The sequence below is a fragment of the Peribacillus sp. Bi134 genome, from assembly GCF_918698065.1.
Lineage (GTDB): Bacteria > Bacillota > Bacilli > Bacillales > DSM-1321 > Peribacillus.
The window spans coordinates 303,957-319,573 of the sequence record NZ_CAKKLN010000007.1; the positions used below are offsets into that span (position 1 = coordinate 303,957).

Genomic DNA, 15,617 nt, shown 5'->3' on the forward strand with positions numbered 1-15,617 from the left:
GGTTGGATAACCCAACCGGCGTCAAAGGGGGAAATGAGAATGTCAGCTGCCCTAATAGAGCTAAACAACTGTGCTTGCTTTTTATTTACCCCCATTATGAAGCAATAAACATTTATTCTCAAATAATCAAGCAAGAATTACAGGACAGCACCCCATCCGAAGGTTCTGTGGATGGGGTGCGTTTTTCCTGATATATTTATTTCTTCAAAGCGTTAACTACCGCTTCTTTCACATTATCATTCGTATCCAGCCCTAAAACTTCCTGAGATAGTTTTTTCATCTCTTCAAGTGAAAGTTGGCTAATTAGAGAACGTGCTTTTAAAATCGAAGTGGCACTCATTGAGAATTCATCAAGGCCCAATCCGATCAATATCGGTATGGCCACTTCATCTCCAGCCATTTCCCCGCACATTCCGGCCCATTTCCCTTCTTTATGAGCTGCATCTATTACCATTTTAACCAGGCGTAAAATCGCTGGATTGTATGGTTGATATAAATAGGATACTCTCTCATTCATTCGGTCAGCGGCCATCGTATATTGAATCAAGTCATTAGTGCCAATGCTGAAGAAATCGACTTCCTTAGCAAAAACATCCGCCATCACTGCAGTTGAAGGGATTTCAACCATGATTCCGACTTCAATTCTTTCGGCAACTTGAACACCATTATCAAGCAATTCCTGCCTAACTTCAGCCAAAACGGCTTTAGCTTCGCGGAATTCAGCAAGCGTGGCAATCATCGGGAACATGATTTTCAAATCTCCGTAAATGCTTGCACGAAGCAGGGCACGGAGCTGAGTCCGGAAAATCTCCTGCTCATTTAAGCATAGGCGTATAGCACGGTATCCAAGGAAAGGATTCATTTCCTTAGGAAGCTCTAAATATGGCAGCTCCTTGTCCCCGCCAATATCAAGCGTTCTGACGACTACAGGCTTACCTGACATTCCCTCCAGCACCGCTTTGTATGCCTCGAACTGTTCTTCTTCACTTGGAAAGTCATTTCTGCCCATATAAAGAAATTCCGTACGATATAACCCGATGCCTTCACCGCCATTTTGATGAACGCCCTCAAGATCTTTCGGCGTACCAATATTGGCTGCCAATTCCACATGATGGCCATCATTTGTAACGGTTTTTTCATTAACCAGCTTCGCCCACTCAGCCTTTTGCATGGCATAGGCTTCCTGCTCCTCTTCGTAGCGTTTCACGAGTTCAGGAGTAGGATTGATGTGAACTTCACCCTTTAGCCCGTCAATTATGACCAAGTCACCATTTTCAATGGACGAGGTCACTGACTTCGCTCCAACGACTGCTGGAATTTCCAATGAACGTGCCATTATGGCTGAATGGGATGTACGTCCACCAATATCTGTCGTAAATCCTTTAACATATGCCGGATTCAACTGTGCTGTATCGGATGGAGTCAAATCCTCCGCAATGATGATCACTTCTTCAGCAATCATGCTCGGATTAGGAATATGAACACCTAAAAGATGTGACAGAACCCGTTTCGTGACGTCACGGATATCCGCCGCACGTTCCTTCATGTATTCATTATCCATTTGTTCAAACATCGTAATGAACATGCTTGCGGTTTCATTTAAGGAAAACTCAGCGTTGACGCCTTCTGATTGTATTTTATCCTGAATTGGAGTGATAAGTTCCGGATCAGCCAAAACAAGCAGGTGCGCGTCAAAGATAGCGGCTTTATCGGCCCCTAAATCTTTTTCGGCTTTATCCCTGATTATCTCCAATTCATTTGTTGACTTTTGAATAGCTTCCTTAAAACGGGATATTTCAGCCCCGACATCTTCTATGCTTCTTTTTTCAATCGATAAATCTGGCTCAGTCAGTCGATAGGCTTTAGCGATGGCTATTCCGTTTGAAGCTGCTATTCCACTAATCAAAGTGGACATTATTCTGCTAATCCTTCTCTGTTTAACGTTTCAGCAAGTGTGTTTAGTGCATCATTTTCATCGCTTCCTTCAGCAGAAATCGTAATTTCCGCCCCTTTGCCAATACCTAGAGACATTACACCCATAATGGACTTAAGGTTCACTTTTTTCTCTTTATAAGCAAGGTTTATTTCTGAATCAAATTTTCCTGCAGCTTGTACAAGCAATGTAGCCGGACGAGCGTGAATTCCTGTTTCTGCAGTTACTGTAAATGTTTTTTCTACCATATAAATCAATCTCCTTTAAGATAAATTAACAAAAATAGGTTATGTAAGGGGTTTTCTCCATCCATCAGGAAAGAAACGAAAAAAAGAAATGCCCTTTTCCTTATCAGGATAGCATTATCATTCCCAACAAACAAACCAAAACTATTGGTACCTACAAAATAGTACAAAAATATAGAAGGAACTGCAACTATTACTTTTCAGATTCTTCAATGTTTAAATGGACAGCTGTGCATTTTTGGTAAAAAAAGCCCTGAAACTCAGCATAATGAAAAGGACCACCGTTAATGAAACACTTCCGAGAATCCCGATTAGTATCGCAATCTGGTACTCAATAGCGATTAGCGGGCTTATCCCCGACAGGATTTGCCCTGTCATCATTCCTGGGAGGAAGATAATCCCCATCCCGAGCATATTGTTCAAAGTCGGGAGCACTGCCGAGTCGAATGCAGCATCCACATATTTCTTAACAGCTCTCGCTGGAGTCGCTCCAAGCATCAGCATCGCTTCTACCTTTTCACGATTACTGCTAATCCCATCATGGAGGTTTTTAAGCGCCAATGTCACTCCTGTCATCGCATTTCCCACGATCATTCCAGCAATTGGAATGAAATACCTCGGCTCATACCATGGGGTGAAATGGATCACGACCACATTAAAATAAAACAAGGCAGCCATGGGACCTGATAACATACTTAGGATAACCATCCTTTTGATTTTCTTATTAAGTGTATGGGACACTTGCTTAAAAATATTATGGATGGAAAACAGGGACATCGCACATAGAAATCCCAAAGAAAGTAAAGGGTGGGGATTTTCAAAGATATATGTCAAAACATAACCGGCGAGAACGAGTTGGACCGTCATCCGTACCGTAGCGAGCACGATTTGCTTTTCCCGTGAAATCCCGCGCCATTTCACGATTATGAGCAGGATTACTACAAACACGTAGGCCGCACAAAGACGCCAGAACTCAATATCTATTATCCCATTCGCCTCCATTAATAGTCACCCTCCTTCGCCTTTTTCAGAACGATCCTCTTTTCAGCACAGATGTCCGCAAGCTGTTTTGAATGGGTTATCATGATGACCGTTCCTTTTTCCCGCTTTACTTCTTCTAAAAAACGGCTCATGACCGTCAGCTCGGCTTCCTCATCGAGAGCCGAGGTCGGCTCATCCAGTAAATACACCTCGGGTTTCAATAAAAGTAGCCTCGCCAGTGCCAGCCTCTGTTTCTCCCCGCCAGAAAGATTCTCCGCCCCCTCGTCTAAAGACTTCTGCAACTGGACGGTCTCAAGTGCTTTAACCAATTCGGCTTTATCCTTTTTTTCCCGTTCTGTCAATTCCAGGCCAATCTGAAGATTTTCTTCAATCGTACCAGGTAAAGTGAACGGTGCCTGAGAAAGCATTGTGACTTTACGCCGGAGCTCTATCGGGTTGAATTTATCCAGCAGCTGATCCTCATAATAGATCGAACCGCTATCCGGGTCATCCATCCTGTTCAATAATCGGAGCAGTGAGGTTTTTCCTGCACCGCTTTCCCCAGTCAAGCAAGTAACCATACAAGCGGGTATTTTCAAATCATCAATTTTCAAAATCCCTTTATACCTAATATTTTCAAGCCTAAATATCATTTTGCACGCCTGCCTCCCTTACTCCACCATATCATTATAAGAAACTATCATGATACGGGGTAGCGATGCATGTAAAATTTTTCATTTTCTTTCGCTTTTTTATGGGTTAGTATTAGTCCTGCCGAATATATCCATGACGGACGTGGAAAACACCTTAATAAATGGGGGGACTTATCATGAACGGAAATTCCTTGTTACATTCTTATCTGAATGTTTTTCTCCTGACTGCACTTTGCCTGATTACGTTGTCTGGCTGCCAGGCAGCATCAGATGACCAGATTAATCAATCCAAACAGGAAGATTCAATTTCAAATGAAGAAAAAGGCAAGACATTCACAGCCGAGATCATCAAAGTTGTTGACGGAGATACAGTAAAAATCAAAATGGATAATGGAAATGAAGAAACGGTCAGGCTCCTTTTGGTAGATACTCCAGAAACCGTGCACCCATCCAAGCCCGTTCAGCCTTTTGGACCTGAAGCAAGCAAGTTCGCCAAGGAACTCATGCCTGCGGGCTCTGAAGTGGAAGTAGAAACCGGCATAGGTGAAAGGGATAAATACGGCCGGCTGCTGGCCTATTTTTATGTTGATGGCAAAATGGTGAATAAACTCCTGCTGAAAAAAGGACTGGCAAGGGTAGCTTATGTTTATGCACCGAACACGAAATATCTTGAAGAATTGGAAGATACTCAGAAACAAGCCCAAAGAGACGAAATCGGTATTTGGTCTATTGAAAACTATGCAACTTCAAAGGGGTTTGATGATTCCCAGTCAAAAGAAGTATCAGTGGAAAATCCGACTGGATCTTGCAGTAACCCGCAAATTAAAGGGAATATAAACTCTAAAGGCAATAAAATATATCACATTCCTTCGGGGCAATATTACGAAATAACTAAACCAGAAGAAATGTTTTGTACCGAACAGGACGCACAGGATGCCGGTTTCCGAAAATCGCAAAGTTAATTCACCGGTTTATCAATATGCCTGCTTCCGAACTCGCATTTGGAATTTTTCAGGGGTGATACAAAATGAAATACAACCAAAAATATTTCGTTACTGCTTTTCTCCCCCGCTTCCTTATTTTTAAAAACTAAATGATGATTTGGAAAATTACACATCTTTAAATGTATAGACTGCAGGCAAATTAAAAGAAGATCCGTTTGCCTGCAGTTTTTTATTTTAAAAAGATCCAGCGGATTTCAGAAATCCGCTCCCTTTCCGCCGTCTGCCTGCCTCCATCCAGATAGTTTCCATCATATGTATAATAAGCAAAAAACAAGTAGGAACCTATTTTCCTTTAAAATAATGGTCGGGGTGAGAGCCTTTCGAACCTTCGTTATTATCTAGTTTGTAGACAAAAGGAGTTCTATCTTTTAAAACATATTTGATTAGAACGGAAGGCGTGAGACTCCTGCGGGAAAAGCGAGTGCCCTACCAAATTTTACAACCCCTCCTAAAAAAGTTTTAAATTCACAATTCGGAATGAGACCTTTCCAAACTCCCTTTTTCTCGACAAACGGAGCATTCATGTGTATGGCTTTACATTGAATGAAGAGGAAAAACTAAAAAAAATAGTAGTGAATTGTTTCGGCACATCCAATATCAGGATGTGTTTTTTTCATTTGGTCACCTTTTTCAAGATTATCTGAATCTAGTTTTTCCCTTCAATAAGGTTCTTTTCAGCTCCCTTAAAACCCACTTTTTCCCCCTCCATTTTTCCGTTACGCATTTTGGCTATATATGATCGTTTTATTTATGGTAGAAGCACCCGGGAATACAGAAAAGTGCACTTTCTAAAGGTGACTTGCTTAATGGAAGATTTCTCAGCACTAACGAAGGAATTCACCCCGATGATCCATCATATTATCCGCTCACTTTCCATCTATAAAAATAAGGAAGAATATTTTCAAGTAGGCTTGATTGCATTATGGGAGTCATTGGGGAATTTCAATGAGGAATACGGAAAATTCTCCAACTATGCCTATACGGTAATCAAAGGCAAAATTCTGAACGAATTAAAGCATCATCATAAATATGAGATCCGCACTGAACCCTTTGATTCCTTCATATTAGAGATTAAGGATCCTTTTACGATGCATGAAGAGGCCTTTGCCATCGATAATATCTTAACCTACACGGAAGGATTGACACTGAATCAGCAACGCTGGCTTTTACAGACATACCTCGAAAATAAAACAGTGTCTGAAATCGCTGAGGTCTATCAAGTCACTGCAGCAGCCGTCAAATCATGGAGAAGGTCCGCTTTAAAAAAATTAAGGAACAAGTGATTTTTCCATTGTAAATAATTTGGGGTGGCTCAATCATGAGCCACCCCAAATTATTTACATCGATTAACTTCTCGCTTCTTCTAAATACGTATAAGTTATCACACCGTTATGTTGGGCATTCCCCCGAAAATGTTTAAAGTCTTCCCTTTTAACAAGAATCTCACGAAAAGCTAAAAATTCTTCTTTTGTTATCCTGAATTCATCCATTTCCCGGTTCGCCAGTTTATCGAGTACCTCTTTTGCTTCATCTGCATTCATCATATTATCCTCCTTAATTATCAAATGTTCCATCATATTCAGACAGGAGAAATTCCGTTTTCATTTTAACATAAGCAGGCCACTAAATATAAATCAGAATTTTTTGAGGCCCTCTTGCTACATTATTCTTTACGTATGCTTTAAAATAGTGCAAACTGTATAGTAAAATATCATAATGTAAAATGATTGGCATATTTTGTACATAGAATTACATACTGGTACGTATAACTGCGTTTGCAATATATACCAAATTATGCCACATCATTACAGCTCGTCCATTTCAAGAATCGCACCTCCCTTTAAAAGTTTAGCTTACTGTACCGACATGAGAGATAACTAATTCTCTTACTGGCACTTCCCACGTCAAAATCTAAACGGCAAGATGTTCGAATAATCCAATTACTCCATAGTTACTTTTTGATCATTGGAAACAAAATGGGAAAGGATGATTACCATGAAGAAAGCGGAAGTTGGAAATATCATTGAATTTAGAGAAGGCTTAAAAGGAATCGTCGAGAAAGTGAACGAGAACTCAGTAATCGTGGACGTCACGTATATGGAAAATTATCGTGATTTGGAACTTGAACAGAAAACCGTCGTCAACCATAAAAATTATAAAATCATAGGTTAATACAAAACGGGATGGTTTCTCTATACCATTCCGTTTTTACTTTTTAGCAAGCGTATGAATTGATTCTTCAGTTTTTTGTAACCATTTCCATTTTACTCCGTCTAATTCATTAAAGGGCAAAACACTTGTATGTGGTGCAACATATCCAAATTCAGATTGGAATTTCTATCAGAAAGATGAGGGAAACAAATGACTCGTTGGACACGTTATATTGGCTGTGTCACATTCGCCGCTATTCTGCTGACTGGCTGCGGTACGACCACAGACGAAAATGCAGATGAGCCACAAGAAGGTTCAGTAAAAGAGGGGAACGAAGGCAATACCTCTCAAGGAGATAATCGTAATAACAAAATAAGACTGATGGAGCAAAACCTGCAATATTCAATTAACGGGGAAGCAAAGGAAAAAACAGCGTTCTTAAAAAAAAGTGATAATCAACCGTTCAGCCTTTATGTTTTGCAACAATTCAGATTAAGTGCCGAAGAACCTGGAAAGGATATTGTGTTCCTGACTGAAGATGACTCCATTTATATGAGAATAGAACTATTGAAGACGGATGTCAATTGGGATGAGGTGGAAAAAAATGTTCAATCCCAGCTGGAAAGCATTTCAGAAACGATTAGGGATCCTTCACTTGAAATCGAGGGCGGAACGGGATTTGAAGTGGAAAGTGGGGATGATGTGATCACTTCCATATTGATCAAGGATGAAAAAGCACCCGTCCGCTTAACTATGTTCACAAAAAAAGATCGAGATTACCGGGATGCTTTTCTAGAGATGGCTAAGACGCTGATGAAAGGATGAACATTGATTCCCCCCTGATGCGGAGGGCTAAGTTCAGGCCCCCCGTTCTTCATCACTCCTTCCCCGCCTTGCTTTTCCAGACCAGAATTAAAAAAAGGAGGCTTATGTATCCAAAAACCGGATAAATATATCCTAGTAACCTTCCATAGCCGAATTCACTAATGATCAAAGCTATTAAAAAAATCACCGCTATGATCAGCATGCTTGGCAATTTAATATAACTGCTGATTTGCCTCTGTAATCCATATATGTTTCCGATGACCGAAGTGAATATCTCCCCGTAAATCACCAAAATGAACATCCAATATAACTGACTGGCTGCCGTTCTCATAATAACTGCTGAAGGAATTTCATAACCATTCACGTCAGGAAGTGTCATAAGTGAAAAATGCCCCGTCAATAAAATGATCGTAAGGAAAATCCCTCCAAGGATTGCTCCATGTTTAATGACCTTCTCATCTCGAACTTCATACGCAACCGGAACCAGCACAGCCTGTGCCAAAGCAAGGTTAAAGGCTGTATAGGCAAATGGTGATAAAAGCATTTTCACGGTGATCACTTCATCTGGAACTTTTGTAAGGGTCTTAAAGAAATCCCCATTACCCAAAGTCGAGAAAAAAAGGATCAAACTAAAACAGATCATGATTGGTACAACAAACGAGTTCACAGTGAAAACACCGCGCATGCCCATCATCAGGACCAAGGATGCCAGTATGATCGTAGACCAACTTCCTATACTTTTAGACACGCCAAGTTGTTCTTCGAAAACGGCTCCAGAGCCCGAAATCATGACAGCTGTCACCCCTAAAAGCATGATAAGGAAGAAGATGTTGATGATTCCTGCTATTTTCCTGCCAAAAAGAAATTGATTGAACTCCTCATAAGAAGATGCTCTGATCCTTGCGGAAATGAGCATGATTTTCGTTCCAGTGAAAATGAAAATATAACCTGCTATTAAAATCCCGATAAAACCATAAAAGCCATAACGGGTAAAAAACTCGACAATCTCTTTTCCAGTTGCAAATCCTGCACCGACGACTGTGCCTACATAAACCGCTGCAATCTGAAAACTCCCTGACCACCTTGACAGCATACTCTCACCTCCTCCCTACATTTATATGTAAGGAAGAGACATTTAAGACAAGCCGAGTAATATTCCTTTCGTCGGCTGTTTTTTTCCTGGGTTACTTCCTCTCATTGTGCAGTCTGAAACTCCTCATGCATTTCACTGTGAATCATCATTCCGAACGTATGAAAGATTTAAAAAAACGCTTGGAATAATCTCCAAGCGTTCAGTGTAAACAAATTAATAAAAGTTCCAATTGATTTCAGAAATACGCTCCCTTTGCCGCCGACTGTCTGCCATGCCGCATCAAAGCAGGCGCCTGTGGGGTCTCGGCTAGTCAGTAATTCGGCAGGAGTGTCGCAAAATTTCTTCAATCCAATAATAAGGTTTCTTTCTATATAAAACTTTTATAATCATGATTCGGAGTTAGACCATTCCTTCAAGTATCCAGTTCGTATCATCAAGCCTGATATTTCATAATGCCTTATCATCTACAGTGGAGAGCCATTTGTCTATCACCTTCACAACGGACTCTACAGTCCCGTCAACAAATGGGGATTTCAGATTCGCAGATTCAACGAGATCAAGAAAAGACTTGCTGCCTCCAAGTTGGCACAGATTCAAATAATCCTCCCAAGCCGTTTCATCTTTTTCAGTCGACCTTTTCCAGAATTGGAAAGCACAAATCTGGGCCAATGTATAGTCGATATAATAAAAAGGTGATTGATAAATGTGGCTTTGCCGCTGCCAATACCCGCCATTCTCCAAGAATTCATTTTCTTCATAATCGCGATGCGGCAAATATTCCATCTCGATCTTACGCCAAGCCTGCTTTCTTTCAACTGGTGAAGCATCAGGATTTTCATAGACAAAATGCTGAAATTCATCAACAGCCACCCCATACGGAAGGAATATGAGGGCACCGCTTAAATGGGAAAACTTATACTTTTCCGTATCTTCCTTGAAAAATAGCTCCATCCATGGCCAAGTTAAAAATTCCATGCTCATCGAATGGATTTCACATGCTTCATATGTGGGCCAATAATACTCAGGAATGTCAAGATCACGGCTGCGAAACACTTGGAATGCATGACCTGCCTCATGTGTCAAAACATCTATATCCCCGGAAGTTCCGTTGAAATTGGAAAAGATGAATGGAGCTTTATAGTCTTCTATAAAAGTACAATAGCCTCCGCTCTCTTTTCCTTTCTTCGCCACAAGGTCCATCAGGTCATTATCTATCATATAGTTGAAAAACTGATTCGTTTCAGGCGAAAGCTCCTTGTACATCTTTTTCCCGTTTTCGATGATCCACCCGGCATCGCCTTTTGGAGTGGCATTACCCGTTCTGAAATGAAAATTCTCATCATAATAGTTCAGGTTCTCCAATCCAAGACGTTCGCGCTGACGTTCCTTCAGCCGGGTGACAAGCGGTACCACTTCCTCTTTCACCTGCTTGCGGAATGAAGCAACCATTTCAGCATCATAATCAGTCCTTGTCATTCGATAATACCCAAGTTCCACGAAATTCCCATAACCGAGCGCTGTCGAAATTCCATGCCTCACCTTGACAAGGTCGTCGAATATACGATCCAATTCCTCCTGCTTTTCTTCAAAGAAACCGTAGTATGCCTCACTTGCATTTTTCCTTAATTCACGATCCGAGGACTCCATAAAAGGCTGAAGCTGCGCTAGTGTTAATTCTTTTCCATCAAAGGGGATTTTTGCAGAGGCAATCAATTGTGAATATTCGCTTGATAATTTATTTTCTTTTTGCAGCTGTGGTATGATTTCGGGCGAAAAAGTTTTGAGTTGGGCATCTGCCAGGTCAAATAGTTGAGTTCCCCATTTCAACTCAAGCTCCTTGCGATATTTCGAGCGAACGAGTTCATTGTAAAATTTGGAGGTTAACTCTTCCATTTCAGGGGAGAAGTCATCTAAATAATCATTCTCCGCTTTATAAAAATCATCATTGGTATCAATGGAATGCCGTATATAGACCAAATTAAACATCGTACCTACATAATTTCGAATTTCATTTATTTCTTCCATGGCTTTTATTTGTGCATCGGCATTAGCAGCGTCAGTAAACTTTTCCAAAGCTTTCATGAACCGTGTTTTAATTTCATCCATTTCAGGACGTTTATATCCATACTCATTAAATTTCATATGTACGCTCCTTTTCACGATATAAAAACATTTTTTTCCTGTATAATCCAGAGTAACAGTTTCCAATCCAGGTCACATTCATCATTGTCACGGTTATCGTAATATAAAAATTCGCCACAGCGTTATTAAAAACCTCTATGTCCTCGAAACAAATTCAGGTTTTATCAGACATAAAAAAACCAGCACCTGCAGTCAATCCGGGTGCTGGTTCTTTAGCTAATTTTGGGCGGAATACCCAATCTTTTTAAGCAATTCGATCACGGTGGCCTTTTCATCTTGCGTAAGTACACTCATGATATCATCGATTCTTTTTTCATGCTCAGGAAATACTCCTTCAATGAAGGTCTTTCCTTTATCCGTTATTTTTGCAAAGGTTACACGGCGATCCTCTTTACATGCAATTCGCTGTAGATATTCCTTCTGTTCAAGTTTATCCACAACATAGGTAATGCTGCCGCTCGCCAGCAGGATCTTTCCGCCTATTTGCTGAAGAGGCTGATCCCCTTTATGATAAAGTAATTCCAGTACTGCAAACTCTGTTGGATTCAAACCCTCTTCAGCTATATGTTTATTTACTACATCATTAATGGATCGATGAGCTCTAGACATCACGATAAACAGTTTCAAAGACTGTTGGATGTTATTATTCTCCATAACTTCACAACCTTAAAAATTTTTAATTAAAATATCTTGAATTAAAAGTTATTATATGACATAAAGACTTCTTTGTCAATCTGCCCTGTTAGTATGCACTATTGTTTAATCAATCATTTTGATATACTTGAAAAAAAAGCTAAAGTAGTGACAAACATGAAAACAAGGCATAAATTCACCACATATCTACTTATTGTTATTTTACCATTAATTTTTCTCTCTATCATTTATTGGATGCATTTAGATCGTTCCATTCAAAAAGAAAGACAGGAACAAGCTAAATGGGCGGGAACGGTTTATCAAGAATACATAGATCAAGTTATCAGTGAAACGAAGGAAAGCCTTGAGCTGCTTAGCCTTAGCAGTTCCATGCTTTATATGGATGACAAAAAAACAGAACTTCTTTTGAAATGGATCAAAGATACAGATTCCAGGTATGCAGGAGTGTATTGGCTAAATCGCGACGGTGTGTCCATTTCAGGGACGAATAAGAATTTCCATCATAACTATTTAATTGAACAGAATGATATTGAGCGTGCCTTAAAAACTCAAAAAGCGGTTGTTGCAGAAACAAAAGAGCTACATAGCCATGATTTTAATTATTTTTCCATTTTTGCTCCCATTCTGGATCAAGATAGAAAAGTGCAAGGGTTTTTATTAGCACAAATCAGACTGGATCATATGGAAAAAAGATTAAAGATCCTTAACCCCGGTCATACCTTTAAATTGGAAACAAAGGACAAAACCCGAATTATAGATATGAATGCCGAAGGATTCACTGGACATTCAAAATGGGTGGATTTCCCTTTGACCGAAGTCGATTGGACACTATCGGTCAAAGTGCCCGATAAGATTAACACAAATGACATGAATGTTTTTTTAATGCTTGTCTTTTTCACCTTCTTTTTTACTCACATGATCTATATCATCGTGGAGGAACTGATCGTTCGCAGGAATACCAAAAAACAAAAGTTACTAAACGAAAGCCAAAAAATAGATTTTGTCGGTACTTTAGCTGCCAGTACTGCACATGAAATAAAAAACCCACTTACCGGCATAAAGGGGCTAGTGCAATTATTGGTTGAAAAACACCCTGAAGAACAAGATCAGTTCTATTACTCTGTCATCATGAAGGAAATTGAACGGATCAATAGCATCGTCAGCGAATTTTTAATTTTAGGGAAGCCAATGGCCCAGACTTTATCCTTATATGATATTCGCAGTATCATTGCTGAATTGAGACCAATAATAGAATCAGAAGCACGTCACTTCAATATTGAAGTGGAATGGAATATCATAAAGGAGCCGATCCGGGTTCATTGTACAAAGGACCAACTCAAACAAGTCATTCTTAACATTGCCAAAAACGGTTTCGAGGCCATGGAAGTTGGGAAAAAGTTAAAGATTCAAATTCACCATGAAAATGAATGGGCTAAAATCATGATCATCGACACCGGGCAAGGACTGAATGAAAAAGATATAGATAAAGTGTTCGATCCCTTCTATACATCGAAAAAGGAAGGAACCGGATTAGGGCTATTTGTGTGTAAACGAATTATTGAATCTTTTAACGGTACCATCGAGTTTTCAAGTAAACCTCAAATCGGTACAACCGTTACAATCAGCTTACCGCTGATAAAACATTCATAGCAATACATTGAAGGGTTTCATTTTTTTATGAAGACTAGTAACGATTCCGATTTATTTTAAGATGTCATGCATACGGTGCATGCCTCTTGAATCTATTTATTGAATAGGTAAAAATCTCAATCAGGAAGAAGGAAATAAACAGATGGGAAGTATCGCTGCCATTAAAACAAAACCGCAAAAACAGGATATGACTCTTAAAATCATGATCATCATAGGCATATGCCATTTAATGAATGATTCTCTACAGGCCGTCGTACCGGCCATGTTCCCAATCCTCGAAAAATCAATGTCGTTAACGTATACACAGCTGGGGATGATTGCATTCTGCCTGAATATCGTCTCATCGCTTCTGCAACCGGCAGTTGGGTTCTATACTGATAAAAAGCCATTTCCATATGCATTGCCCATCGGGTTGACCAGTACTTTAATCGGAGTCATCATTCTTGCACTTGCCCCAAACTATACCATTATCCTTGGTGCAGTCATCTTGATGGGCTTAGGGTCAGCCATATTCCATCCGGAAGGCTCCAGGGTTGCCTACATGGCAGGCGGATCAAAGAGAGGCCTGGCACAATCAATTTATCAAGTCGGAGGGAATAGCGGGCAGGCACTTGCCCCGCTCATCACAGCCATCGTACTTGTTCCTTTTGGGCAAAAAGGCGCACTCTGGTTTGCCCTGGTTGCCTTAATGGCCGTTATCCTATTGCTGTATATTGCCAAGTGGTATTCCCAAAAGTTAGTTCACTTCCAGCCTAAAAAGCTTGCTGCGAAAGTAATCAATAAAGAGCGGTCCCATAAAGTGGCAAAAGCCCTGGTATTGATATTATTCATTATTTTTGCACGTTCTTGGTATGTATCTTGCATGACGAACTTTTATAGTTTTTATTTGATCGAGCAGTATTCATTCACGATAAAATCCGCACAATTTTTCCTATTTGCCTTTTTGGCCGCTGGTGCTGTAGGTACGTTTTTCGGAGGTCCGCTTGCTGATAGATTCGGGCGCAAAAATGTCATTTTCTTTTCATTCGCTGCCAGCATGCCACTAACAGCACTTTTACCATTCGTACCTCCTACAGCCGCTTTTATCTTATTATTGATGGCGGGATTCATTATAATGAGCAGTTTTTCCGTCACTGTAATATACGCACAGGAATTGGTCCCGGGGAAAGTCGGAACGATGGCAGGGTTGACTGTAGGGTTAGCCTTTGGAATGGGTGCCATTGGATCCGTTTCATTAGGAGCCATTGCCGATATAATTGGAATCGAATCCATGATTAAGCTAGTGGGATTCCTGCCATTGCTGGGAATCATCAGCATGTCGCTGCCGACTGATCAAACATTGAAAAAATGGTATGCAGAAGAGTAACTGCAAAATTGTTATTTCCTGGAACATATTTTTTGTGTCTAAATACAATAAATTATTGTTTCACCCAAAAATTTAAAACAGTAACGATAAGTACCATACAAAGGAGAAATTTATGAGTGGAGTTTTATTAGGCAGCATCCTATCTGCTATGTCTACAGGGTTTGGTGCGTTACCGATCTTGTTCATTCAAGGTTCAATCACACATCGATTCAGAGACACTCTTCTGGCATTCACCGCTGGAATCATGATGGCTGCTTCGTTATTGAGCCTGATCCCGGAGTCTCTGGCCACCGGAGGGTATATTCAGCTAGTCATTGGAGTGTTTCTCGGGGTATTGACATTAACGATCATGGAAAAAAACATTCCTCATATCGATCTCAGCCATACGAAAAGTGGCATTCAGTTCGATGAAAAGGCTTTGCTCATCATCACTGCCATTACACTTCATAATATTCCTGAGGGTCTTTCCGTCGGGGTCAGTTATGCGTCTGATACAGCTGATACAGGTAACTTGATCGCTTTTGCCATCGGCCTGCAAAATGCTCCGGAAGGCTTGCTGGTGGCTTTGTTTTTAATTAATCAAAAAATTGGTAAACTCACAGCGTTCCTTATAGCAACCTTAACCGGTACCATCGAAATAATTACAGGATTATTGGGTTATTATTTAACCTCTTACATTGGGTTCCTGGTTCCATACGGCCTAGCCTTCGCCGCCGGGGCCATGCTTTTCATCGTTTATAAGGAATTGATTCCTGAAAGCCATGGGGATGGTAATGAACGCACATCAACCTATTCCTTCATCGTCGGCCTTTTGTTCATGGTAATTTTATTGGAAGTTTTGTAATTTCCCCCACCTGCCATGGCTGGCTCCATCAAGTGAGTCAGCCCTTACTTTTCATTTATCAGTGTAATCCATTCAG

Annotated in this window: 15 protein-coding genes; 7 read left to right on the forward strand and 8 right to left on the reverse strand. The window is 40.4% G+C overall.

The window, feature by feature from the left end:
- Window positions 1–196 precede the first annotated feature (196 nt).
- From ptsP to LQ188_RS17710, 4 genes are all read right to left on the reverse strand, one after another.
- The gene (gene ptsP / locus LQ188_RS17695) at window positions 197–1,915 is read right to left on the reverse strand and encodes a phosphoenolpyruvate--protein phosphotransferase (protein ID WP_230177608.1); all 1,719 of its coding nucleotides are present in this window, start codon (window positions 1,913–1,915) and stop codon (window positions 197–199) included.
- Window positions 1,915–2,181, reverse strand: a complete 267-nt coding sequence (locus tag LQ188_RS17700; protein WP_034314127.1) for a phosphocarrier protein HPr — start codon at window positions 2,179–2,181, stop codon at window positions 1,915–1,917. The genes ptsP and LQ188_RS17700 overlap by 1 nt, the downstream gene beginning before the upstream one ends.
- Before the next feature lie 213 nt (window positions 2,182–2,394).
- A complete protein-coding gene (gene fetB / locus LQ188_RS17705; RefSeq protein ID WP_230177609.1) occupies window positions 2,395–3,180 on the reverse strand; it encodes an iron export ABC transporter permease subunit FetB in 786 nt (261 codons plus the stop codon).
- Window positions 3,180–3,812: an ATP-binding cassette domain-containing protein gene (locus LQ188_RS17710; protein ID WP_230177610.1), complete on the reverse strand. Its 633-nt coding sequence runs from the start codon at window positions 3,810–3,812 to the stop codon at window positions 3,180–3,182. The genes fetB and LQ188_RS17710 overlap by 1 nt, the downstream gene beginning before the upstream one ends.
- A gap of 176 nt (window positions 3,813–3,988) precedes the next feature.
- On the opposite strand from LQ188_RS17710, the gene LQ188_RS17715 reads away from it, so the two are divergent.
- Window positions 3,989–4,774, forward strand: coding sequence for a thermonuclease family protein (locus LQ188_RS17715; RefSeq protein ID WP_230177611.1), 786 nt, complete (start codon window positions 3,989–3,991; stop codon window positions 4,772–4,774).
- 848 nt (window positions 4,775–5,622) lie between these two features.
- The gene (locus tag LQ188_RS17720) at window positions 5,623–6,099 is read left to right on the forward strand and encodes a sigma-70 family RNA polymerase sigma factor (RefSeq protein ID WP_230177612.1); all 477 of its coding nucleotides are present in this window, start codon (window positions 5,623–5,625) and stop codon (window positions 6,097–6,099) included.
- Window positions 6,100–6,162: 63 nt separating this feature from the next.
- On the opposite strand, the gene LQ188_RS17725 is transcribed toward LQ188_RS17720, so the two are convergent.
- Entirely contained in the window at window positions 6,163–6,357 is a 195-nt protein-coding gene (locus LQ188_RS17725; protein WP_230177696.1) for a hypothetical protein, read from the reverse strand.
- A 454-nt stretch (window positions 6,358–6,811) separates the two neighbouring features.
- Between LQ188_RS17725 and LQ188_RS17730 the strand changes: the two genes are divergently transcribed.
- Together LQ188_RS17730 and LQ188_RS17735 are read left to right on the forward strand one after the other, a co-directional pair.
- Entirely contained in the window at window positions 6,812–6,988 is a 177-nt protein-coding gene (locus tag LQ188_RS17730; RefSeq protein ID WP_064505160.1) for a DUF2187 family protein, read from the forward strand.
- A 189-nt stretch (window positions 6,989–7,177) separates the two neighbouring features.
- Complete coding sequence (locus LQ188_RS17735) at window positions 7,178–7,792, forward strand: hypothetical protein (RefSeq protein ID WP_230177613.1); 615 nt, start codon at window positions 7,178–7,180, stop codon at window positions 7,790–7,792.
- A 52-nt stretch (window positions 7,793–7,844) separates the two neighbouring features.
- Here LQ188_RS17735 and LQ188_RS17740 read toward each other — a convergent pair whose 3' ends face one another.
- From LQ188_RS17740 to LQ188_RS17750, 3 genes are all read right to left on the reverse strand, one after another.
- Window positions 7,845–8,885 carry a hypothetical protein gene (locus LQ188_RS17740; protein ID WP_101224506.1) on the reverse strand — a complete coding sequence of 347 codons (1,041 nt, stop codon included), beginning with the start codon at window positions 8,883–8,885 and terminating at the stop codon, window positions 7,845–7,847.
- A gap of 447 nt (window positions 8,886–9,332) precedes the next feature.
- Entirely contained in the window at window positions 9,333–11,027 is a 1,695-nt protein-coding gene (locus tag LQ188_RS17745; RefSeq protein ID WP_230177615.1) for a M3 family oligoendopeptidase, read from the reverse strand.
- Window positions 11,028–11,243: 216 nt separating this feature from the next.
- Window positions 11,244–11,681: a MarR family transcriptional regulator gene (locus LQ188_RS17750; RefSeq protein WP_230177617.1), complete on the reverse strand. Its 438-nt coding sequence runs from the start codon at window positions 11,679–11,681 to the stop codon at window positions 11,244–11,246.
- 156 nt (window positions 11,682–11,837) lie between these two features.
- Here LQ188_RS17750 and LQ188_RS17755 point away from each other — a divergent pair, with 156 nt between their 5' ends.
- The 3 genes from LQ188_RS17755 to LQ188_RS17765 all read left to right on the forward strand — a co-directional run bounded on the left by LQ188_RS17755 (window position 11,838) and on the right by LQ188_RS17765 (window position 15,541).
- Window positions 11,838–13,331 (forward strand): ATP-binding protein, encoded by a 1,494-nt coding sequence (locus LQ188_RS17755; protein WP_230177618.1) that lies wholly within the window; start codon window positions 11,838–11,840, stop codon window positions 13,329–13,331.
- A 142-nt stretch (window positions 13,332–13,473) separates the two neighbouring features.
- Window positions 13,474–14,697 carry an MFS transporter gene (locus LQ188_RS17760; RefSeq protein WP_101224503.1) on the forward strand — a complete coding sequence of 408 codons (1,224 nt, stop codon included), beginning with the start codon at window positions 13,474–13,476 and terminating at the stop codon, window positions 14,695–14,697.
- A 112-nt stretch (window positions 14,698–14,809) separates the two neighbouring features.
- On the forward strand, window positions 14,810–15,541 hold the full coding sequence (locus LQ188_RS17765; RefSeq protein ID WP_101224502.1) for a ZIP family metal transporter: 732 nt from the start codon (window positions 14,810–14,812) through the stop codon (window positions 15,539–15,541).
- The last annotated feature ends 76 nt before the right edge of the window (window positions 15,542–15,617 follow it).